Raw genomic sequence first — 20,028 nt, forward strand, 5'->3', positions numbered from 1 at the left:
ACTCTGCGCGGGCCACGATCCCGCGATCCGGCCCCGTATCGAAGTCTGCGCCGGCTCACCCACTGCCCGTCCACCGGTTCGCCCACAGGCTCCGGACGGGCTCGTCCGGAGCCCGTCCCGGTCCGGCCCACAGGGCCGTGCACAGGCCGCCCACAGGCCCGGAAGCGGGCAGGGGGCTCCCAGGGGGCTCCAGCCCTGAAACCGGGCTGTGGGGGGGCTCCCGGCGGGTCCGCGCGGCCCCCGCGGCGGGCGGGCGCCGGAATCCGCGCGGGATAACGGGGACGAGTCGCGGGAATCTTGGGATAACCCGTCCCGGCCCCCGGAATCCCGGGATCGGAATCGTGCATGAAGGCTTAGGCGTCCGGGGTTCGGCCCATCACCGGCGGGGAGCGCCGGGCACGGCCGGCAGGCAAGAAACGTCACGCATGAGCATCGAGGCCAGGATCGCGGCGATCCACGACGAGGACCTCCTGGCCGAGCTGGAAGCGGCCCGGGGCGGGTTCCTGTTCGCGGTCATCGTCGAGCACATCGCCCACCGCCAGGCCCTGCGCGACGCCGAGCGGGCGGAGGCCGGCCGCCAGCAGGATGCCCGCGCCGCCATGGGGCGCGACCAGCGCCGGCGCGACGCGGTGCGGATGGTGATCGAGGCCGAGCCCGTCACCCCGGACACGATCCAGCACATCCACTCCGTGCTGGCGCTCTGCGGATTGCCCTATCGCGATCCCGGCGAGGAACGGGAATTCTTTCGGGAATACGGCCGCAACACGCTCAGCATCCTGGCCGGCCGGCTGAAGAACCCGACCACCGGCCAGATGGAGCTGCAGGGGCTGCCCTACGGCCCCAAGGCCCGGCTGGTGCTGCTGCATCTCTGCACCGAGGCGGTGCGCCAGCGCAGCCCCACGGTCGAGGTCGCCGACAGCCTGTCGGGCTTCATGCGCGAGATGGGCTTCGCCGTCACCGGCGGCGAGCGCGGCACCATCCGGCAGTTCAAGGAGCAGCTGCATCGGCTGGCCGCCTGCACGATGCAGATCGGCCTGTGGGACGGGCAGTCGCGCTCCTCGACCATCACCATGCCGCCCTTCCGCCAGCTCGACCTCTGGCGCTCCGGCGGCCAGGACGGCATCGCCTGGTCGAAGACGGTGCAGTTCCACCAGGATTTCTACGACAACCTGGTCCAGCACGCCCTGCCGGTCGACATCCGGGCCGCCCGCGCCTTCTCGGGCTCGGCGCGCAAGCTCGACCTGCTGTTCTGGGTCGGCTACCGCCTGCGCAGCCTGCAGCGGCCGCTGCGCCTCTCCTGGGATACGGTCCACAAGCAGTTCGGCGCCGACAACGCGTCCCTCCGAAGCTTCCGCCAGGCGTTCAAGGCCGACGTGGCCCACGTCAAGGAGGTGTTTCCGAAGCTGCCGATCAGCCTCGACGAGGCCGGCCTGCAGCTGATGCCGACCGATCCCGGCACCCTCCTGGTGCCGCCGAAGCCCGCCCGCCGCAAGGCGGTGGCGCGGGCCGGGGCGGCCTGAGGGGAGGGTGGTTCCGGGGTGCGCTCGGAAATGCGGAATGAAAAGCCGCCGGTGTCGTGTGGCGCAGCGGCCGTGGCCGTTCCGGCCTGACCCGTCGACGACCATGAATTCTGATTCGCTGCGAGGGCTAGAGATCGCAAGAAAAGGAATATCTAGCCTTTCGATCGATGGAATGTTTCGCATTCATTCGTAGCGCTTCGAGGATTCGTCAGGTTCGTGCTTCGACCGGTACCGCCTTCACGTGTGAGGTAGGCTGTCGGAAAACAGGAAATGGCGCTGAAATTCTCCTCTCCCCGCGGGCGGGGAGAGGACTTCATCGACCTTGTCGTCGATGAAGTGAGCGCAGGCGAAAGCCGAAGCGAGGGTGAGGGGGGTTCCGGAGGAGTCTTATCCGGAGACACCCCCTCACCCTCGCGGCGAACCTGCGGTTCGCTGCTCCCTGAGCCCCTTCGGAGTTCAGGCCTCTCCCCGCGAGAAGTCGGGCTTGCCCGACTTCGTCTGTTGCTTGCAGATCCCGCGCAAGCCCGGGATCTGTCGGGGAGAGGAGAATCTCGGTGCCATTCCTTCTTCTCGACAGCCCCGAGCGAGGGAAGATCCGGATATGCAGCCCCTTCGTGGTGGATCGCGACAGAGCGATCCGATGACGGGCTTGCACTCTTGTGGAATATTCCTATTCTGCAAATTCCGGCGGACCACGATGCGATCTGCTGGAAAAAGGAATATTCCAAGAGGCCAGCATGTTCCTGTCGGAAGCGGAAACGGAGGCCCGGCTGGACGACCTGCGGCGCCAGCGCGCCGCCCTCGACCGGGCCATCGCCGAGCACGAGCTCTACCTCGATCTCGGCCGCCGGCTCGCCGGGGCTGCCCCGGCCCCGACGAGGTCCGCGGAGCCGCCGCGACCGGACCCGGCGCCGCGGGCCGCGTTCGAAGCGCCCCGGGCCGAGCCTGTCCCGCCGCCCGCCGTCGAGCCCGCCCCCGCTCGTCGGCAGGGCGATCCGTCCGAGTCCCCCACCGGCGCGACGGCGCGCCAAGAGAGGCGCCAAGAAAGCCGCCAGGAGGGCCGCCGGCTGATGGAAGCGGCGGAGGAGATCCTGGCCGAGGCCGGGCGGCCGATGCACGCCGCCGAGATCTGGGAGCAACTCGCCGCCCGCGGCCTGACCCTGCCGGGCCACGATCCGGTGGCGGCGCTCAACACCCGGCTGTGGAAGCGCGCGCAAGCCGGCACCGTCTTCCGCCGCCTCGGCGACGCGGTCTACGGGCTCGCCTCCTGATGCCGGCATCGATGCTGCCCACCTTCCTGTCAGGCTCTGGTCGATGCGGCGCGCGCATCGACCCATTCAGCCTTTGACTTGGACCTCGCCCCGACGCCGCCCCTAGGGTCCCGTCCCGGAACGCCCCTTTTTGCAAGGTGGGGCGCGACCAAGACGCCGTCGCGGTTCCCTGGACCGCCCGGGAGGAGATCCATGAGCGCAGTCCTCGGCCTCGCGGCCGCGAAGCGGAGCCGCATCCGCCTCGTCATCCTGGCGATGCTGTTTGCCGCCACCGCCATCAACTACGCCGACCGGGCGACCATCGCCATCGCCGGCCCGGCCATGGCCAAGGATCTCGGCTTCGACGCCGTGACCATGGGCTACGTGTTCTCGGCCTTCGCCTGGTCCTACGTCCTCGCCCAGCTCCCCGGCGGCTGGCTGCTCGACCGCTACGGCGTGAAGTGGGTCTACGCCGCGGCGATTTTCCTGTGGTCGGCCTTCACGCTGATGCAGGGCGCGGTCGGCTTCTTCTCCGGCTTCGCCGCCGTCGCGGTGCTGTTCTGCTTGCGCCTCGCCGTCGGTCTCGCCGAGGCGCCGGTCTTCCCGGCCAATGCCCGCATCACCGCCGCCTGGTTCCCGGCGAACGAGCGCGGCATGGCCTCGGCCTTCTTCAACTCGGCGCAGTACTTCGCCACCGTGCTGTTCGCGCCCCTCATGGGCTGGATCGTGCACGCCTTCGGCTGGCACCACGTCTTCACGGTGATGGGCGCGCTCGGCATCGCCTTCGCGCTGCTCTGGACCCAGGTGGTGCACGGCCCCCGCGAGCACCCCGCGATCAACCCGGCCGAGCGCAACTACCTCGAATCCGGCGGCGCCCTGATGGACATGGACGGCGCCAGGGCCGAGACCGCGGCCCGCGCCGGCCGCACCCTGCGCCAGCTGCTCTCGGAGCGGATGCTGCTCGGGATCTATGTCGGCCAGTACTGCATCAACACGCTGACCTACTTCTTCCTCACCTGGTTCCCGGTCTACCTGGTGAAGGAGCGCGGCCTGTCGATCCTGCAGGCCGGCTTCGCCGCGACGCTGCCAGCCCTGTGCGGGTTTTTGGGCGGCATCCTCGGCGGCGTGATCTCGGACCAGCTCCTGCGCCGCGGCTGTTCCCTGACCGCCGCCCGCAAGATCCCGATCGTGTCGGGCATGCTGCTCTCGATGGCGATCATCGGCTGCAACTATGTCCAGGCCGACGCCCTGGTGGTCGGGCTGATGGCGCTCGCCTTCTTCGGCAAGGGCATCGGCGCGCTCGGCTGGGCGGTGGTGTCGGACACCTCGCCGAAGGAATCGGGCGGCCTGAGCGGCGGCCTGTTCAACACCTTCGGCAACCTCGCGGGCATCACCACGCCGATCGTCATCGGCTACATCGTGCGTGAGACCGGCTCGTTCAACGGCGCCCTGGTCTTCGTCGGCCTCAACGCCCTGGTGGCGGGCCTGTGCTACCTCGTGGTGGTCGGGGAGATCCGCCGGGTCGAGCTCCGGCCGTGACGCCGGCATGCGGGGCAGGGGCCTGATCCGCCTCCTCGTCGGTCTCGTCCTCGCCCTCGCGGCCCTCCGCGGGGGCGTCGCCGCGTGGGGACAGGCCCGCGGCGCGCTAGGGTATGCTCGCGGCCTCGCGCCGAAACCATACGGGATCCTGATACCGGGGCCGGTCCGCCCGCCTCGATCCTTGACGCCGACCGGGACACCTTGAGGGGGCGGCCGCGACGACGGCCGCGCGAACCGAAGAAACCCCCGATGCCCCACCCCGCGGACGTCATCGCGCCGGCCCCGAGCCCGGCCCGTCTCCCCCTCGCCTTCCTCGTCGGCCGCAGCGCCGAGGGCCACTGGCTCGCCGTCGAGACGCACGGCCTCGGCGGCGGCCTCTTCCGCACCTGCCGGGACGCGCTGCATTACGCCGCCGCCGAGACCGGCCGCCGGCCCGACGCGGTGCGCCTCGCCGACACCACCCTGGCGCTGGCCCCGTGACGGGGCGCGAGCCCCCGCCCGGCGGCGCGCTCACCGCCCTCGTCACGCCCTTCACTGCCGGCGGGACCGGCATCGACGAGCGGGCGCTCGGCGACCTCGTCGCCGCCCAGGTCGCGGCGGGTACCGAGGGGCTGGTGGTCGGCGGCCCCACCGGCGAAGGGCCGACCCTGACCGAGGCGGAGCGCGACCGCGTGGTGCGCGTCGTCGTCGCGGCGGCCGGGGGCCGGATCCCGGTGATCGCCGCGACGGGGAGCCACTGCACCCGCACGGCGATCGACCGCACCCGGCGCGCGGAGATCGCCGGAGCCGACGCCACCCTGGCGGTCACGCCCTACTACAACCGCCCGACGCAGGAGGGGCTCTACCGGCATTGCGCCGCCATCGCCGCGGCGTGCGGGCGGCCGCTCCTGCTTCACGCGGACCCGGCCCGCACCGGGATCGAGCTGCGGCCCGAGACCCTGGCGCGCCTCGCCGCCCTGCCGCGGATCGCCGGCCTGGTCGATGCCGCCGGCGACCTCGCCTCCTCGAGCGCGGTCGCGCGGGCGGCCGGCCCGGGCTTCCCGGTGCTCTCCGGCAACGACGCCTCCGCCGTCGCCCACGGCGCGATGGGCGGGCGGGGCTGCGTTTCGGTCGTCGCCAACCTGGTGCCGGGCCCTTGCGCCGCCCTGCAGCGGGCGATCCGGGCCGGCGACCTTGCCCGTGCCCGGGCGATCCAGGCCGGGCTCGCGCCGCTGATCGCGGCCCTGTCCCTCGAGACCGATCCGGGCCCGGTCAAGCTCGCCCTCGCGCATCTGCGCCCCGGCGTCGCGCCGGACCTGCGCCTGCCCCTGGTGCGGCCGCGGCCGGAGACGGAGGCCGCCGTCGCGGCGGCGCTCGACGCCTTCCGTCCGGAGGAGGCCGCACGACCGGTCCCGCGCGGACGCTGACAGCAGGGAGATGACGGGAGGCTTCCTTCGGGCAGCGATCGTCGATCGCCCGTTACCCCCAGGATGATGTCGCGGGTGGGATGGGAGCAGTGACACGCACCGGTCTCCCCGGCTCAGCCCCCGCCCGCCTCGTGCGTCTCGCGCACGAAGGCCGCCCGCGCCGCCGCGTCGGGTGCGGTGCCCTTCGCGCGGCACCAGGCCAGGAAGGTCTCCGGCTCGATCCGGATGCGGGCCACCGCCACCCCGCTGCGCGACACCTCGCGCTCGACCTGGGTCGCCGACATCTGCCAGGTGGCGTAGCTCTCGGGCAGGCCCGATTCCGCCATCGCCTCCCGGATCCGGGCATAGTCGCCCGGCTCGTACCAGGCGATGCCGACGCTCCGTGGGCGCTCCATCGATCGATCTCCCGCGCGGCCCGGACCCTCGCCCGCACCACGAGAGTGCCGCCGCGGGAGTCGTGCGCGCAACAGAAAAAAGGCCGCCCTTGCGAGGCGGCCCGAAGTCTAGGGAGGAAACGCCCAAAGAGGGCTGCACCGCCGCGACGCCATCGCGACGGTGCGAGAACGTTTTCTCATGTTGCGGCGCACAAGGCAATCGATTGCATCGCACAACGGCCATGCTTGCGGCGCATGGAACATGCCTGCGGCGCCTGGAACATGCCTGCGGCCCCTGGAACATGCCTGCGGCCCCTGGAACGGACTCGCGGCCGGCGCGACGCTCCCGGAGGGCGTCAAACCGCCCCTTGCCCCACGGTCCCGACCTGTTAGACGACACGTCTCCCTCGTGGACGTACCCTGTGGCGCTCCGGCTCCGCCGACAGGCTGGACCGTGAGGGAGCTCGTGACGACGAGTTGGCGGTGGACCAGTTCTCCCCGCCAGCCTGTGAGGCTCAGTGGGCCGGGTGGTTGCGGGAGGGTCGGCGCAGCGGGGAACAGGAACCGCGTCGCCGGCTGATGGCCCACACATTCACCCCTCGCGAGCGAGGATGCTTGCGGAACGGGCCGGGGTAGCGCGCCGCCGCGCAAGTTCAAGAATTTCGCAAACGGCCACGCTTCGCTAACCATGCGCCCGGTTCGCCTGGGGAGTTCGCATGGGAGCACGCATGAGAACGGCAGCGAGAGCCTACCGGTTCGTAGATCCAGCCCTGGGCGGAGAGCCCCGCCGGTCCGATCGATCCTGCGAGACGCGGCGCGGCGAGGTCCGGCACGCCAGTGATCCCGCCGGGGCGCGGCCGGTCGGGGAGATCTGGTCGCAGCAGGACAGCCGCGGCCTGACCGCCCGCGAGCTGATCCGCCTGGCCCAGGCGGTGCGGCTGCGGCCCGCCCGCCCGCCGGAGTAGTTTTTCGGCCCGCGCCACGGACCCTCAACGAGAGAAGGCCCCGCCGGACGCGGGGCCTTCTTCGTCCGGGGCCTCACCCGTCCCCGGGCGGGACGACCGGAGCGAAGATCGTGATGGCCTGCTTGCGGCCGGCGAGGGGCTCGCGGCCGACCTCGCGCCAGGCGGCCGGGTCCGACGAGCCGGCGACCGCGGCCTCGGAGGCGAGCACCACCGCGCCGTAGCGCTTGGTCGCCTGTTCGAGCCGGGAGGCGACGTTGACCGCGTCGCCCAGCACCGTGAACTCCATCCGCTCCTCGTCGCCGACGATGCCGCAGAACACCTCGCCGACATGGATGCCGATGCCGATCTTCACCGCGCGGGGCAGCTCCCGCGTCTCGTTCCAGGCCTCGACGATGCCGACGAGGTCCTGCGCGAAGGCGAGCGCGCGGGCCGCGTCGTCGCCGCCCTCGTCCGGCACCCCGAACAGGATCAGGGCGCCGTCGCCGATGAACTTGTCGACGAAGCCGTGGTGCCGGCGCACGCAGGCCAGGATGCGGGTGCGGAAGGCGGTGAAGAACCGCGACAGCCCCTCCGGATCCATGCCCTCGGCCATCCCGGTCGAGTCGCGGATGTCCACGAAGGCGATCACCGCCCGCTGGCGGCGGCCGCGGCGGAGCGCGGCATCCCCCGCCGCGAGCCGGGGCGCGATCTCCGCCGGCAGGAAGCGCGACAGGCTGGCGCGCCCGACCGCGTCCCGGACCGCGGAGGCGAGGAGCCGGCGCGAGCGCACGATGCCGAAGGCCGTGGCGGCGCCCGCGAGCAGGATCAGCGTGAGGCGCATCACGTTGACGGGCATCGAGAACAGCTGGGTCCAGGCCGGCCTGCCGGCGGAGGCCGGATCGAGGACCAGCTGGTGCTCGAGCCCAACCGCGATGGCGAGCAGGCCGAGGGTGAGGAGCGCGACGGCGCCGAGCTGCACCTTCACGTCGTAGCGGAGCGCCCCGACCGCCAGGACCAGGGGGATCGCCCAGACGATCGGCGCCGAGGGCAGGGCGTTGCCGGGCAGGTCGCGCTCGCCGAGGGCCAGCACCGTGATGGCGAGCACCAGCCCGACATCCAGCGCCATGAACAGGTAGGCGTAGGCGTGCCGCCAGCGCTGCGGCACCGCGAGCGCGATGCTGACGAGGCCGACGCCGACGAAGCCCAAGGCGGCGATCCAGGCGTTGCGCTGGAAGATCCCGAGCGACACGCCGGCGAGCGCGTGCAGCAGGTCGCTGGCGACGATCACCGTGACGAAGACGCAGGCCCCGATCCCCACCCGCAGCCAGCCGATCAGCCGCTCGGCCGCGACCTCGTGGCGGCGCATCAGCCCGGCGACGAGGTCGCCCGCGAGGGGGGCGACCAGCGGATTGGTCAGGAGGTCGGCCGCGGCGCCCGCCGGCGGGCCGGCGACCGGGACGGGTTCTCGGGGCGGATTCTGCTGCACGCGCAATCGTGGCTGCATGCCGGCCTCCTGTCGCCCCGGACAGGGCGGAGAAAGACCTGATTAGAGCATGGCCGTGATCGCGCGGCTACTGGGGCTGACTTGACCCGCCCGGTCCGCCAGTCGCTCCTAAAGCTGTTGGACGGGGCGGGACAGGCTCCCGGTACTATGCCTGAGACGGGCCTTTCGTCAGGCCGGATCGTCGCGCAGCAGGTGGTAGAGCAGGATCGCGGCCGCCGTGGCGGTGCCGATCCCGCCGAGCTTGAAGCTGCCGAGGCTGACCGTGAAGTCGCCGGCGCCGAGCACCAGGGCGGTGCCGACGGTGAGCAGCACCCGGGTGCGGGAGAAATCGACCCGGTTCTCGACGAAGATCCGCCCCGCCGCGGCGGCGATCAGCCCGAACACCACCACCGACAGGCCGCCGATCACCGGGCCCGGGATCACCAGGATCGCGGCGCCGAATTTCGGCGACAGCCCGAACAGGATCGCCACCAGCCCAGCGACGGCGAAGACCAGGGTCGAGTAGATCCGGGTCACCGCCATCACGCCCATGTTCTCGGCGTAGGTGGTCACGCCGGTGCCGCCGAAGAAGCCCGACAGCATCGTGGCGAGCCCGTCGCCGAGGAAGGCGCGACCGAGATACGGATCGAGGTTGCGCCCCGTCATCGCGCCGATCGCCTTCACGTGGCCGAGATTCTCCGCGACCAGCACCAGGGCGACGGGGGCGATCAGCCAGATCGCGGAGGCCTCGAAGACCGGCGTGGTGAAACGCGGCCAGCCGAACCACGGGGCGTCGGCGATCCGCCCGAGGTCGAGGGGCTTGGCCAGCCCGAAGCCGTTCGCCAGCACGCCGTAGAGCAGGGTGGCGGCCACCGCCCCGATCAGCAGCGGCAGGCGCCGCGCGGAGCCCGGCAGGTAGGAGGCGGACAGGCCGACCGCCAGGATCGTGAACAGCCCGATCCCGACATCGAGGCCCGATCCCGAGATGCCCTTCACGCCGATCGGCGCGAGGTTGAGGCCGATCGCCCCGACGATCGCGCCGGTCACCGCCGGCGGCATCAGCCGGCCGATCCAGGCATCGCCCGCCCGCATCACCGCGATGCCGATCAGGGCGTAGACCGCGCCGGCGGCGATGATGCCGCCGAGGGCGACCGCGAGGTTCGGGTTCGGCCCGCTGCCGCCGTAGCCGGTGGCGGCGATCACCACCGCGATGAAGGCGAAGCTGGAACCGAGATAGCTCGGCACCCGCCCGCCGACCACGACGAAGAACAACAGCGTGGCGATGCCGGAGAACAGGATCGCCAGGTTGGGATCGAAGCCCATCAGCAGCGGGGCCAGCGCCGTGGAGCCGAACATCGCCACGACGTGCTGGAGCGCCAGCACCACCACCTGGCCGAGCGGCGGCCGCTCGTCCGGCAGAACCACCGGCCCCCGGGCGAGCCGCCAGCGCGGAAAGCCGCGCTCCCGTGTCTCCGGTTCCATGTCTTCCCCCTGATTGCTTGTGCGGGGAAGGCCTTAGAGGATTTGGGGTGGGGGCGGGAATAGCAGGGTGGGGGAACGCGTGGGACGGCTTGCGCGGGTGGGCGGTCCTGCGCGAAGGATCCGTCCCGATCCCGAGCACCGGCAACTCTCATGATCCCGCCCGACGCCGTCACCACCGACCTCACCGTCATGATCTCGGGCGGCTTCGCGCTCGCCTACGAGGCGGTGCTGCCGGATTTCGAGCGCGCGACGGGCGTGAGGGTCCGGACCCTGTCCGGCGCGTCGCAGGGGCAGGGGCCGCGGACCATCCGGTACCAGCTCGCGCACGGCGCCCAAGGAACCCGGACCCACGTCGACGTGGTGATCCTCTCGAACGAGGGCCTGCACGAGCTGACGGGGGAGGGCCGGATCGTCGCGGGTTCGGCGGTGGAGCTCGCCACCGCGCCGCTCGCCGCCGCGGTGCGGGCGGGGGCACCGCACCCCGAGATCGGGACCGCCGCCGCGCTGGCGCGGGCCCTGACGGCCGCCCGCCTCGTCGTGATGCCGGGCAGTACCAGCGGATTGTTCATCCAGGACACGGTGCTTCCGCGGCTCGGCGTCGCCGAAACCGTGCGCAAGCGGGTGCTGCCCCGCGGCACCGATTCCGCCGCGGCCCTCGCGGCGGGCGAGGCCGACCTCGCCCTCGGGCCGGTGAGCGAACTCGTCGACGTGCCGGGGATCGAGGTGGTGGGCGCGCTCCCCGACGAGGTCCAGCTCGTCCAGACCTTCACGGCGGCGATCGTCGCGGGCTCGGCGGCCGTCGCGCCGGCGCGGCGGCTGATCGCCCACCTCGTCTCGGACCGGGCCGCGGCGGCGATCCGGCGGACCGGCATGGAGCCGGTCGCGCGGGGGTGAGGGGCCGCGCGTCGCGCGGCCCCACCGATGACCCATGAGAAGCCAGGAGCCGCGCGGCTCCCGTGAGAGCGTCAGGCGAGGGCGGCGCCCCACTTGTCGGCGTCGGGCGCCTTCTCCTTGTAGATCTTTCCGGTGGCGTCGACGTGGAGCTCGGTCCAGGGGCCGTCGCCCCGGCGCGCCAGCACCTCGACGTGCTTCGGCTTGCGCCGCGGCTCGCCCGTCGGCATCCAGCCCGCGGCCGTCACGGCGGCGAGGGCGGCGGCGGGATCGACGGCTGCGTCGGATCCGGATTTGCCCGGGTGGTGCGGCTTCTTGTGGTGGATCTCCACCGGCGCGCGGCCCGCGGTGGAAATCCGCGCGACCTTGATCTCCGAGGGGCGGCGCTCGCCCTCGAGGGTCACGCGCAGGCCGGCGGCGAGGGGAAAGGCCTCCGCCCCCTTGGGCCCGAGATCGGCGAGGTGGATCGCGCCGTCCGCCTCCAGGGTGAAGCGGTGCGCGAAGACGTGCTGGATCGTGCCCGAGAGGGCAGTGGTGTCGTGGTGCGGCATGATCTTCTCCGAAGAGCGCCCAACCGCAGGCGCGACCGGCAGATGGAGAGAGAGAGCGGGCGGTTCAAGGCCGTCCTTACGCAATCTTTCCTGCGCGAAAAGCCGGATCGTCGATGCAACGCGGCGCGCCTGACGCTGGGATCGGGCTGAAAGCGTCACTGAGAGCCTGATTGGCTTGATCGACGGGAGGTCCACCCTCCGCGTCACTCCGGGCTCCGCTGCGAGACCCCGGAATGACGCGGAGAGCGATGATTTTGCAGGAGGTCAATCAACCAGGCTCTGTGAACCGGGACCGCTGCGGATCTGCATCGGTGGGGCCATCGCCTCGCCCGAGCCGGGAATCGTCGTCTCGCGGGTCCCTGCCGCAGAACCGGCGACCGCCGCCGCCAATCCGGCACGAGGCGGGGACCGGAATCCGCGCCCGCCTCGCCCGGCGGTCATGCAAGTGGCGCGGACCTTGTCGCGGGGATGAAATTCCGCGGCATCTTGCCCCTCGGCTCGGGGAATGCGACCACAATCACAGATGTTAACGATTGCTCTCCGCGTTAGGCAGGTTGCATGAGCCGGAAGCGCCTCGATCTGACCCTCGCCTTCCTGCGCTCCCTCGACCGGACCGCGAGCGCGCAGGACGTCTCCGAGCTCCTGCTCCGTCTCCTCGGCCGCTTCGGGATCGAGCACGCGCTGGCCGGAACCTTGCCGGTCGTCGGAGCCAAGCCGCGCCAGCAATACGAGCACGCCCTCCTCGACGCGATGCCGGCGGACTGGAAGACCCGCTACCTGTCCCGCGGCTACCTGTTCCGGGACGCCACCGTGCGCCACCTCGGCGGGGCGAACGCGCCCTTCGCCTGGTCGGAGATCGCCGAGCAGTACCGCGAGGACCCGGCGGCCCTGCAGGTCATGCACGAGGCCGGCGAGCACGGCCTGCGCCACGGAGTCACCGTGCCGCTCCTGACCCTCGACGGGCAGCTCGCGGGATTCAGCTTCTCTGGCGCGCGGGTCGAGGTCTCGCCGGAGGATCTCGGCACGCTGCAGCTCGTGGCGACCTACGCCTTCGCCCAGCTCGTGCTGCTGCGCTCGGAGGCCGGCGCCGAGATCCGCCTGTCGCCGCGCGAGCGCGAGGTGCTGCAATGGGTCGCCGAGGGCAAGACGAGCTGGGAGATCGGCGAGATCCTGGCGATCTCCTCCAAGGGCGTCGAGCACCACCTGCGCACCACCCGGACCAAGCTCGGCACGCTCAACAGCGCCCAGTCGGTGGCGGTGGCCCTGCGGCGCGGGCTGATCTCCTGATCCCGGTCGAGACGATCAAGGCCCTATGCCGTTTCCTGTATTTGACAATCGTCCATCATAGGAGATGATGGCGGCCAGACAGGAGCCGCGCCATGCCCACTCGCCCCACCTCTCCCCCGCTGTCCGTAGGGGCCGCCCGATGACCGGCGCGGCCCTGCTCTGCCTCGTCGCGGGGGCGGCCCTGGTGGTCCAGAATGCCCTGATGGGGGCGATCGTGGCCCGGGGGACCGGGCTGACCGGGGCGCTCCTGTGCAACTCGCTGGTCGGGCTGTCGCTGCTCGGCCTCGTCGAGGCCTGGCGCAACGGCCCGGCCTTCCCGCTGCGCCTGGCGGAGCGGGCGGAGCCGTGGTTCCTGATCCCGGGCCTGCTCGGCACGCTGGTCGTGGCCGCGAGCCTCTACGGCTACCGCCAGCAGGGCGCGACCGTCACGGTGGCGATGGTGGTGGCGGGCCAGCTCGCGGCGGGGATCGCCGGCGACGCGATGGGGCTGACCGGCCGCAAGGGCGGCCTGGGCCCGGAAACCTCCATCGGTCTTCAGGCTCTGGGTCTTCAGACTTGGATCGGGGCCGCGCTGCTGGTCGCCGGTGCGGTCCTGATCCTGCGGGGGCGGGGGGCGGTCTAATACCAACGGTCGTTGAAAACGACCTTTGGTTCCGTTCTCGACTTTTCGCCAAGCCTTCGGCTTGGGGTCGAACATTCGAGATGGGTCAACGGCCTCGTCGATCTCGGGCCTGCCCGAGATCGACGTTGATGGGTCAGCATCTTGGGCCGTTGGTACAAGGCAACCGGGGCGGCCTGACGCAACGGAGGCGGACCGAGTCGGTCGAGCCGACCCGTCGGCGTCAGCCCCGGCCGCCCCGGGGTGCCTCGGCGGAGACGGCCGAGACGAGGCCGTCCGGCGCAGGCGCGGCGCCGAGCAGGTTGACGGCCACGTGGAGGCCGATGGCGGGTCCGAAGACCAGGGCCAGCATCAGAAGAAGCACGGTCACGACGCTGCGGTCGCGGCGGGTGGCGGCGGCGCCGGAGCGGGCGCCCGTCGTCATCAGGGTCATGGCTCACCTCGTTCGACCGGCCGCATCGGCGCCGGTCGCGGGCGAGCCCGATCGGCGATCAGGCGCGGGTCACGCGAGGCGGCACCGAGGCGGCGCGGTCCGTCGACTACTGTCGCTGGGCATGGGGGATGAAGGATTCCGGTGATGCCGCGCGCAGCCGATTCGTCGGCCCCGCACGGATGAGGGCCACATGCGTGCGAACCCCCGCCGCGTCAAGGGCAAAGATGCGCATCTCAGTGCGCTTTTTCCCCGCTGCGGGCGCGGGGCGACGTGCGGGCGGGGGCCCGCCCCCGGAACGCACAGCCGTCGGGCGCGGGAACCCTTTGTTCTCGCCGCATTTCTTTGCCACAAGCGGGGGACCCAGCTCCCACGACCCATCCCCGGGTCTCGTGCCGTGCGCCGCCGCCCCCGCGCCGCCGCTTCGATGACCAGCCCGCCGAGACAGTCAGCCTGCCCTCCATGCCCGATCCCGTGCTCTCCCCCTCCGACGATGCGGCCCCGGTCCCGACCGGCGTGTCGGGCCTCGACTCGATCCTGGAGGGCGGCTATGCGGCCAACCGCGCCCACCTGATCGAGGGCCGGCCGGGCTCGGGCAAGACGACGCTCGCGCTGCAATTCCTCCTCGACGGCGCGCGGCTCGGCGAGCGCTGCCTCTACATCACCCTGTCGGAGAGCCGGCGCGAGCTCGCCTCCGTCGCCTCCCGCCACGGCTGGTCGCTCGACGGCATCGAGATCTTCGAATTGGTGCCGCCCGAGCTCAGCCTCGACCCGCGCCAGCAGCAGAGCCTCGTCCACTCCTCCGACCTCGAGCTCGGCGAGACCGTGCGGCTCGCCATGGCGGAGATCGACCGGGTCAGGCCGCAGCGGGTGGTGTTCGACAGCCTGTCGGAGATCCGCCTGCTGTCGCAGGGCTCGCTGCGCTACCGGCGCCAGGTGCTGGCGCTCCGCAGCTACCTCCTCATCCACGACACCACCGCGCTCCTCCTCGACGACCTCACCGCCGAGCAGGACGACCTCAACCTGCACAGCCTCTGCCACGCGGTGATCCGGCTCGAGCAGCTCGCGCCCCTCTACGGCGGCGAGCGCCGGCGCCTGCGGGTGATCAAGATGCGCGGCACGCATTTCCGCGGCGGCTTCCACGATTTCGTCATCCGCCGCGGCGGCCTCGCGGTGTTCCCGCGCCTGATCGCGGCCGAGCACGGCCACCCCTACGAGACCGACCGCCTCGGCAGCGGCAATGCCGGCCTCGACGCGCTGCTCGGCGGCGGACTCGACCGGGGCACCAGCACGATGCTGCTCGGCCCCTCGGGGGTCGGCAAGTCCTCGACCGCGCTCACCTACGTCACGGCGGGGCTGGCGCGCGGCGAGCGCGGGCTGATCCTGAGCTTCGACGAGCCGACCGGGATCCTGATGCGCCGGGCCGCCGGCCTCGGCATGGACATCGCCGCGGCGGTCGCGGAGGGGCGCCTGCGGGTCGAGCAGATCGACCCGGCGGAGGTCTCGCCGGGCGAGCTCGCCGCGATGGTGCGCGACGCCGTCGAGCGCGAGGGCGTGCGCCTGGTGCTGATCGACTCGCTCACCGGCTACCAGAGCGCGATGCCGGGCGAGCAGTACCTGCTGCTGCAGATGCACGAGATCCTGACCTACCTGAACCAGCAGGGCGTGACGACGCTGCTGGTGCTGGCCCAGCACGGGCTCGTCGGGCAGATGTCGGCGACGGTCGATCTGACCTACCTCAGCGACACCGTGGTGCTGTTCCGGTTCTTCGAGGCGGATGGGCACTTGCGCCGGGCGGTGTCGGTGGTCAAGAAGAGGGTGGGGCCGCACGAGGACACCATCCGGGAACTTCGGATCGACGGCGACGGTTTGCGTGTCGGCGAGCCGCTGGCGGGCTTCCGGGGTGTCCTGACGGGCGTGCCGAGCTATCGCGGCTCCCCCGGCCACCTGCTGGCCGAGCGTGACGAGTCGGAGTGGGATCGGCCAGTGACTCTCCCGGATCTGGACAGTGATGAGAGAGAGTGATCCCCCGGTCCTGATCCTCGCCCCTGCCGGGCGCGACGCCGCGGTGGCGGGCAGCATCCTGGACGAGGCGGGCCTGCGCTCTGAGATCTGCGGCGACCTGCCGGCGCTCGTCGCCCGGCTCGACGTGGGCAGCTGCGCGGTCCTGACCGAGGAGGTCCTGCGCGCCTCCGACCGGCACGGGCTCGCCGCCTACCTCGCCGGGCAGGAGCCGTGGTCGGACTATCCCTTCGTGCTGCTCACCCTGCGGGGCACCCCGCCGGACGCGCGGCTGATGGAGTCCCTCGGCAACGTCACCCTGCTCGAGCGGCCGTTCCATCCCGCCACCCTGGTCACCGCGACCCGCTTCGCCGTGCGGGCGCGGCGGCGCCAGCGCGAGGCGGCGGCCTTCCTGCACGAGCGCCAGCAGACCGCCGAGCGTCAGGCCCTGCTGATCCGCGAGTTGCACCACCGGGTGAAGAACACGCTCGCCACCGTGCAGGCGCTGCTCGGCGCCTCGGCCCGCGGCGCCACCAGCGTCGACGAGTTCTACCAGGGCTTCTCGGCCCGGGTGATCTCGCTCGCCAAGACCCACAACCTCCTGACGGAGGATTACTGGCAGATGGCTTCGCTCCAGGAGATGCTGGAGAACGAGCTCGGCCCCTACAACGACGAGGCCGGCCGGCGCATCGCCCTCGAAGGCCCGCATGTCGAGCTCACCGCCGACCTCGCGGTACCGACCGGCATGGCGATCCACGAACTGACCACCAACGCCGCCAAGCACGGCGCCCTCTCGGTGCCCGAGGGGCGCATCACCGTGGCCTGGGCCGTCGACCAGGGCGAGACCGGCCGCCGCCTGCGGCTCGACTGGACCGAGCGCGGCGGCCCGCGCACCGCGGAGCCGACCCGCAAGGGTTTTGGCTCGACCCTGCTGCAGAGGGTCCTCACCATGCAGTGCGGCGCCGACATCCGCTTCGACTTCAAGCCGACCGGCCTGCATTTCCGCATGGAGGCGCCGCTGATCGAGAACCGGACGGTGCCGCATTACTGAGGGTTTGTAAAATCACCCGACGATATTGACGCGGAGGGTGTGAGATCTTCAGGGTCTCATCAAGCGGGTATCGCCCGTCACGCCGCCCCCGGCAGCAGCGCCGCCGCCACTGCCTCGGGCGTCGCGAACAGGTGGGCCGGCCCCGCCGCCGCCAGCGCCTCCGCCCGGGTGTAGCCCCAGGTCACCGCCCCGAAGGCGAGGCCGGCGCGCGTCGCGGCGGCGTGGTCGCGCAATTCGTCGCCGAGGCACAGGATCCGGTCCGGGGCGACGCCGCTCGCCCGCGCCACGGCCCGGAACCGCCGCGCCTTGCCGAACAGGGCCGTGCCGCAGGCATAGAGGTCGATCAGGCCGGCGCTGCCCGGCCCGAGCACCCGGCGCACCACGTCCTCGCGGTTCGAGCTGACGAGCGCCAGGCTGAGGCCGCCGGCCCGCAGGCGGACGAGCAGGGCGGGGATGCCCGGAAAGGGCGCGAGGGCGCCGGCGTCGCGGGCGGCGAGGCCGCGCATGTGGCGGGCGATCAGCGGCAGCTTCCAGAGCGGCACGCCGAGGTGCCGCATCACCGCCCGCGCCTCCAGCGCCCGCAGGGACTCGGCCTCGTGCGTGGCCGGCCGGCGGAAGCCGTAGCGGTCGGCGACGCCGGGGAGCACCCGGGTGAACCACGGGAAGGTGTCGGCGAGGGTGCCGTCGAAGTCGAGGATGACGAGCCGGTAGGGCGGACCGCTACGGTCCGCTGCAGGATCGTGCCGATCCGCGATCCGGTCCGTTACCAGCACACGCGGGGCAGCCGTCGCTTCCAGCGCTGGCCGATGCGCAGGTCCTCGTCGACGGTGCGGCGCTTCACCCGCGGGCGAATCTCGCCGGGCCGGGGCTCGCCCTCGTCGGCGGCGTGCGGCGCGGCCTCGTTCTGCGGAAGCTCGACCCTGGCGAGCTCGATCCGGTCTTGAGACCGGGGCGGAGCCGGCATGGCGATCGGCGCGGGGGTCTGGATCGGGGCCTCGTCGGGCCAGTCCTCGGGCCACACGAAGGCCGGGCGCGGACCGGCGGTGCGGCGGGGTGCGGCGGACGCGGCGGCGCGGTAGCGGCGGACCCGGGGCAGCTTCGGCTCGGGCTCGGGCGCGACCTCCGGCTCGGGCTCGGGCGCCGGCGGGGCGATCAGGCTCGGCAGGACGCGCTTTGCGGGCGCCGCATCCTTGGCGGGCGCGGCATCTTTGGCGGGGGCAGCGTCCCTGGCGGGCGCGACGTCCTTGTCGGACGGCTTGTCGGCGGGAGCCTTGCTGAAGATCGGCAGATCCGGCGGGTCGAAGCGGCCGGACTTGGTGGCGGCGGCGGCCTCCTCCAGGAGGCCGGTGCCGGCCCAGAGATTGCGGCCGGGAGAGGCGGGCCGGGGCTCGGGCTCGGCGGGCGCGCTCGCCGACAGCTTCGACGGGCCCGCCGGGGACTTGAACAGGGCCTCGGCCGGATGGGGCGGGGCCGCTGCCGGCTTGCTCATCCCTGCCGGAGGCTTGCTCATCCCCGCCGGGGGCTTGCTCATCCCTGCCGGGGGCTTGCCCACCGCCGGCTTGAGGACGGGGCGCTCGCTCTGGGGCCGCTCGCCATCGGGCAGGGGGGAGGTGCGGCTGCGCTTGATCTCGACCGTGAATGACGGTTTCGCGCGGTGGCGCGTCATTGAATGTCCTGAAGCGATCTGTTCGGAATCAGTCGCCCGGCGCCATGCGCACGGGCACGATCCTCACTTAGGATGGGTGACAGGGATTGTCCATGCCAAGAATTGATAAAGTCTCAACGGAGGTCACAGTGACGGCACCGCGATGGTCAGGCACCGGCGTTGTTCTGCCGCGCGCGAGCTTTGACACAATCGTGTCCCAGTCGTCGCCCGAATCGCGACACCGGCGGGAGGGCCGCGCGTGAACGTCTTCGTCCTCACCGGGGCCGGGATCTCGGCCGAGAGCGGGCTCGGCACCTTCCGGGATCCGGGCGGGCTGTGGCGGCGGTTCGATCCGATGCGGCTCGCCACGCCCGAGGCCTTCGCGGCGGAGCCCGAGGAGGTCCACGCCTTCTACAACCTGCGCCGGCAGGGGGTGCGGGAGGCCGCGCCCAACGCCGCCCACGCGGCGCTCGCGCGGCTGGAGGCGGGCCTGTCCGCCCGCGGCGGCCGGCTCTTCCTGTGCACCCAGAACGTCGACGACCTGCACGAGCGCGCCGGCTCTCGCAAGGTCACCCACATGCACGGCGAGCTGATGCGGGCGCGCTGCACCGCCTGCGGCGCGGGCCGCCCCTGGGCGGAGGATCTCTCCGTCGACACCGCCTGCCCGTCTTGCGGGCGGCGGGGCGGGATGCGCCCGGACGTGGTCTGGTTCGGCGAGATGCCGCTCCACCTCGACGTCATCGCGCAGGCCCTCGACGAGTCCGACCTGTTCGTCGCCATCGGCACCTCCGGGGCGGTCTATCCGGCGGCGGGCTTCGTGGCGCGGGCGCGGGAGGCCGGGATCCCGACCCACGAGATCAACCTCGCCCCGTCCGACACGGCCGGCCTGTTCGCGCACGCCACCTACGGCCCGGCCACGCAGGCGGTGCCGGCCTTCGTGGACGATCTCCTGCGGCAGGTCGGCGGCGGCAAGGTCAGCGGCAAGATCAACGGATAGACACCTTGACGTCGAGGGTGGTGGCCGAGCCGTCGGGCTGGATGAGCAGGACCCGGAAGGCGTCGAGGCCCTCGTAGCCCTCGGCGGCCTCGAAGATCATCTTCAGGCCCTCGACCTTGCGGGCGTTGCAGGCGGCGAGCGGCGACGAGGGGGCGTAGCGCGGGAACGAGGCTTCCGCCGTGAAGCGCACGCTGCCGTGCTTCGGCGCCTCGACGAGGCGGGCCACCACCGGCCCCTGGACCGAGCAATCCGGAAAAAGGCTGGTGAAGAACCCGATGGTGCGGGCCTCGTTCATCGGCACGACCCGGAAGTAGGGCATCGCCGGCAGGGCCGGGAAGCCGCCCGGGGCCAGCGCGGCGGGCGGTGCCTCCGGCGGGGCCGGCGCAGGACTCGGCGCAGGACTTGGCGAAGGGGCGGCTTGGACCGGGGATGGCGCCGGCTGGGCCGGCGCGCCGGCGCAGGGCAGGGCGGCGAGGCAGGCGAGCGCCCCGGCCCAGGCGGCGCCACCCCTGGTCCAGGCGGCGCGACGAGGCCGGCGCTTCTGTGATGGCGTCACGG

20 protein-coding genes are annotated in these 20,028 nt (G+C 72.3%); 12 read left to right on the plus strand and 8 right to left on the minus strand.

What is annotated here, in order from left to right; genetic code table 11:
* Positions 1-425 precede the first annotated feature (425 nt).
* The 5 genes from DK412_RS25400 (at position 426) to dapA (ending at position 5,715) form a co-directional block, all read left to right on the plus strand.
* Positions 426-1,520: a replication protein RepA gene (locus DK412_RS25400; protein ID WP_109974227.1), complete on the plus strand. Its 1,095-nt coding sequence runs from the start codon at positions 426-428 to the stop codon at positions 1,518-1,520.
* 737 nt (positions 1,521-2,257) lie between these two features.
* Positions 2,258-2,791 carry an HTH domain-containing protein gene (locus DK412_RS25405; protein WP_109974228.1) on the plus strand — a complete coding sequence of 178 codons (534 nt, stop codon included), beginning with the start codon at positions 2,258-2,260 and terminating at the stop codon, positions 2,789-2,791.
* Between the two features lie 192 nt (positions 2,792-2,983).
* A complete protein-coding gene (locus DK412_RS25410) occupies positions 2,984-4,309 on the plus strand; it encodes an MFS transporter (RefSeq protein ID WP_109974229.1) in 1,326 nt (441 codons plus the stop codon).
* A 249-nt stretch (positions 4,310-4,558) separates the two neighbouring features.
* Positions 4,559-4,789, plus strand: coding sequence for a hypothetical protein (locus DK412_RS25415; RefSeq protein WP_109974230.1), 231 nt, complete (start codon positions 4,559-4,561; stop codon positions 4,787-4,789).
* Positions 4,786-5,715, plus strand: a complete 930-nt coding sequence (dapA, locus tag DK412_RS25420; RefSeq protein ID WP_109974231.1) for a 4-hydroxy-tetrahydrodipicolinate synthase — start codon at positions 4,786-4,788, stop codon at positions 5,713-5,715. Before DK412_RS25415 ends, dapA begins: the two co-directional genes overlap by 4 nt.
* A gap of 113 nt (positions 5,716-5,828) precedes the next feature.
* Here the strand turns inward: dapA and DK412_RS25425 are convergent, their stop codons facing one another.
* On the minus strand, positions 5,829-6,110 hold the full coding sequence (locus DK412_RS25425; protein ID WP_109974232.1) for a hypothetical protein: 282 nt from the start codon (positions 6,108-6,110) through the stop codon (positions 5,829-5,831).
* A 707-nt stretch (positions 6,111-6,817) separates the two neighbouring features.
* On the opposite strand from DK412_RS25425, the gene DK412_RS25430 reads away from it, so the two are divergent.
* On the plus strand, positions 6,818-7,054 hold the full coding sequence (locus DK412_RS25430; RefSeq protein WP_109974233.1) for a hypothetical protein: 237 nt from the start codon (positions 6,818-6,820) through the stop codon (positions 7,052-7,054).
* A gap of 73 nt (positions 7,055-7,127) precedes the next feature.
* Here DK412_RS25430 and DK412_RS25435 read toward each other — a convergent pair whose 3' ends face one another.
* The gene (locus DK412_RS25435) at positions 7,128-8,537 is read right to left on the minus strand and encodes an adenylate/guanylate cyclase domain-containing protein (RefSeq protein ID WP_162596299.1); all 1,410 of its coding nucleotides are present in this window, start codon (positions 8,535-8,537) and stop codon (positions 7,128-7,130) included.
* Positions 8,538-8,705: 168 nt separating this feature from the next.
* Positions 8,706-9,998, minus strand: coding sequence for a solute carrier family 23 protein (locus DK412_RS25440; protein ID WP_109974235.1), 1,293 nt, complete (start codon positions 9,996-9,998; stop codon positions 8,706-8,708).
* Positions 9,999-10,148: 150 nt separating this feature from the next.
* Between DK412_RS25440 and DK412_RS25445 the strand changes: the two genes are divergently transcribed.
* Positions 10,149-10,892: a substrate-binding domain-containing protein gene (locus tag DK412_RS25445; protein WP_109974236.1), complete on the plus strand. Its 744-nt coding sequence runs from the start codon at positions 10,149-10,151 to the stop codon at positions 10,890-10,892.
* Positions 10,893-10,963: 71 nt separating this feature from the next.
* On the opposite strand, the gene DK412_RS25450 is transcribed toward DK412_RS25445, so the two are convergent.
* Entirely contained in the window at positions 10,964-11,440 is a 477-nt protein-coding gene (locus DK412_RS25450) for a hypothetical protein (protein ID WP_109974237.1), read from the minus strand.
* Positions 11,441-11,998: 558 nt separating this feature from the next.
* Here DK412_RS25450 and DK412_RS25455 point away from each other — a divergent pair.
* Together DK412_RS25455 and DK412_RS25460 are read left to right on the plus strand one after the other, a co-directional pair.
* Positions 11,999-12,727 carry an autoinducer binding domain-containing protein gene (locus DK412_RS25455; RefSeq protein ID WP_109974238.1) on the plus strand — a complete coding sequence of 243 codons (729 nt, stop codon included), beginning with the start codon at positions 11,999-12,001 and terminating at the stop codon, positions 12,725-12,727.
* A gap of 139 nt (positions 12,728-12,866) precedes the next feature.
* Positions 12,867-13,349 (plus strand): DMT family transporter, encoded by a 483-nt coding sequence (locus DK412_RS25460; protein WP_162596300.1) that lies wholly within the window; start codon positions 12,867-12,869, stop codon positions 13,347-13,349.
* A 220-nt stretch (positions 13,350-13,569) separates the two neighbouring features.
* Here the strand turns inward: DK412_RS25460 and DK412_RS25470 are convergent, their stop codons facing one another.
* A complete protein-coding gene (locus DK412_RS25470) occupies positions 13,570-13,779 on the minus strand; it encodes a hypothetical protein (RefSeq protein ID WP_093565026.1) in 210 nt (69 codons plus the stop codon).
* Between the two features lie 459 nt (positions 13,780-14,238).
* Between DK412_RS25470 and DK412_RS25475 the strand changes: the two genes are divergently transcribed.
* Together DK412_RS25475 and DK412_RS25480 are read left to right on the plus strand one after the other, a co-directional pair.
* Entirely contained in the window at positions 14,239-15,801 is a 1,563-nt protein-coding gene (locus DK412_RS25475) for an ATPase domain-containing protein (RefSeq protein ID WP_204165439.1), read from the plus strand.
* Positions 15,788-16,828, plus strand: coding sequence for a sensor histidine kinase (locus DK412_RS25480; protein WP_109974241.1), 1,041 nt, complete (start codon positions 15,788-15,790; stop codon positions 16,826-16,828). Before DK412_RS25475 ends, DK412_RS25480 begins: the two co-directional genes overlap by 14 nt.
* 77 nt (positions 16,829-16,905) lie before the next feature.
* On the opposite strand, the gene DK412_RS25485 is transcribed toward DK412_RS25480, so the two are convergent.
* Positions 16,906-17,598: an HAD hydrolase-like protein gene (locus tag DK412_RS25485; RefSeq protein WP_245571983.1), complete on the minus strand. Its 693-nt coding sequence runs from the start codon at positions 17,596-17,598 to the stop codon at positions 16,906-16,908.
* Positions 17,592-18,494, minus strand: coding sequence for a hypothetical protein (locus tag DK412_RS25490; protein ID WP_109974242.1), 903 nt, complete (start codon positions 18,492-18,494; stop codon positions 17,592-17,594). Before DK412_RS25490 ends, DK412_RS25485 begins: the two co-directional genes overlap by 7 nt.
* Before the next feature lie 238 nt (positions 18,495-18,732).
* Between DK412_RS25490 and DK412_RS25495 the strand changes: the two genes are divergently transcribed.
* Positions 18,733-19,470: an NAD-dependent deacylase gene (locus DK412_RS25495; protein WP_109974243.1), complete on the plus strand. Its 738-nt coding sequence runs from the start codon at positions 18,733-18,735 to the stop codon at positions 19,468-19,470.
* Here the strand turns inward: DK412_RS25495 and DK412_RS30360 are convergent.
* Positions 19,460-20,026, minus strand: coding sequence for a hypothetical protein (locus DK412_RS30360; RefSeq protein ID WP_162596301.1), 567 nt, complete (start codon positions 20,024-20,026; stop codon positions 19,460-19,462). The genes DK412_RS25495 and DK412_RS30360 overlap by 11 nt on opposite strands.
* Between the last annotated feature and the right edge of the window lie 2 nt (positions 20,027-20,028).

This window comes from Methylobacterium sp. 17Sr1-1, from assembly GCF_003173775.1.
Lineage (GTDB): Bacteria > Pseudomonadota > Alphaproteobacteria > Rhizobiales > Beijerinckiaceae > Methylobacterium.

Bases quoted from the DNA above. Each gene is read 5' to 3' on its own strand.
- DK412_RS25400 (WP_109974227.1), top strand. From the start codon at position 426: ATGAGCATCGAGGCCAGGATCGCGGCGATCCACGACGAGGACCTCCTG.
- DK412_RS25405 (WP_109974228.1), top strand. From the start codon at position 2,258: ATGTTCCTGTCGGAAGCGGAAACGGAGGCCCGGCTGGACGACCTGCGG.
- DK412_RS25410 (WP_109974229.1), top strand. From the start codon at position 2,984: ATGAGCGCAGTCCTCGGCCTCGCGGCCGCGAAGCGGAGCCGCATCCGC.
- DK412_RS25415 (WP_109974230.1), top strand. From the start codon at position 4,559: ATGCCCCACCCCGCGGACGTCATCGCGCCGGCCCCGAGCCCGGCCCGT.
- DK412_RS25425 (WP_109974232.1), bottom strand. From the start codon at position 6,110: ATGGAGCGCCCACGGAGCGTCGGCATCGCCTGGTACGAGCCGGGCGAC.
- DK412_RS25430 (WP_109974233.1), top strand. From the start codon at position 6,818: ATGAGAACGGCAGCGAGAGCCTACCGGTTCGTAGATCCAGCCCTGGGC.
- DK412_RS25435 (WP_162596299.1), bottom strand. From the start codon at position 8,537: ATGCAGCCACGATTGCGCGTGCAGCAGAATCCGCCCCGAGAACCCGTC.
- DK412_RS25440 (WP_109974235.1), bottom strand. From the start codon at position 9,998: ATGGAACCGGAGACACGGGAGCGCGGCTTTCCGCGCTGGCGGCTCGCC.
- DK412_RS25445 (WP_109974236.1), top strand. From the start codon at position 10,149: ATGATCCCGCCCGACGCCGTCACCACCGACCTCACCGTCATGATCTCG.
- DK412_RS25450 (WP_109974237.1), bottom strand. From the start codon at position 11,440: ATGCCGCACCACGACACCACTGCCCTCTCGGGCACGATCCAGCACGTC.
- DK412_RS25455 (WP_109974238.1), top strand. From the start codon at position 11,999: ATGAGCCGGAAGCGCCTCGATCTGACCCTCGCCTTCCTGCGCTCCCTC.
- DK412_RS25460 (WP_162596300.1), top strand. From the start codon at position 12,867: ATGACCGGCGCGGCCCTGCTCTGCCTCGTCGCGGGGGCGGCCCTGGTG.
- DK412_RS25470 (WP_093565026.1), bottom strand. From the start codon at position 13,779: ATGACCCTGATGACGACGGGCGCCCGCTCCGGCGCCGCCGCCACCCGC.
- DK412_RS25475 (WP_204165439.1), top strand. From the start codon at position 14,239: ATGCCCGATCCCGTGCTCTCCCCCTCCGACGATGCGGCCCCGGTCCCG.
- DK412_RS25480 (WP_109974241.1), top strand. From the start codon at position 15,788: ATGAGAGAGAGTGATCCCCCGGTCCTGATCCTCGCCCCTGCCGGGCGC.
- DK412_RS25490 (WP_109974242.1), bottom strand. From the start codon at position 18,494: ATGACGCGCCACCGCGCGAAACCGTCATTCACGGTCGAGATCAAGCGC.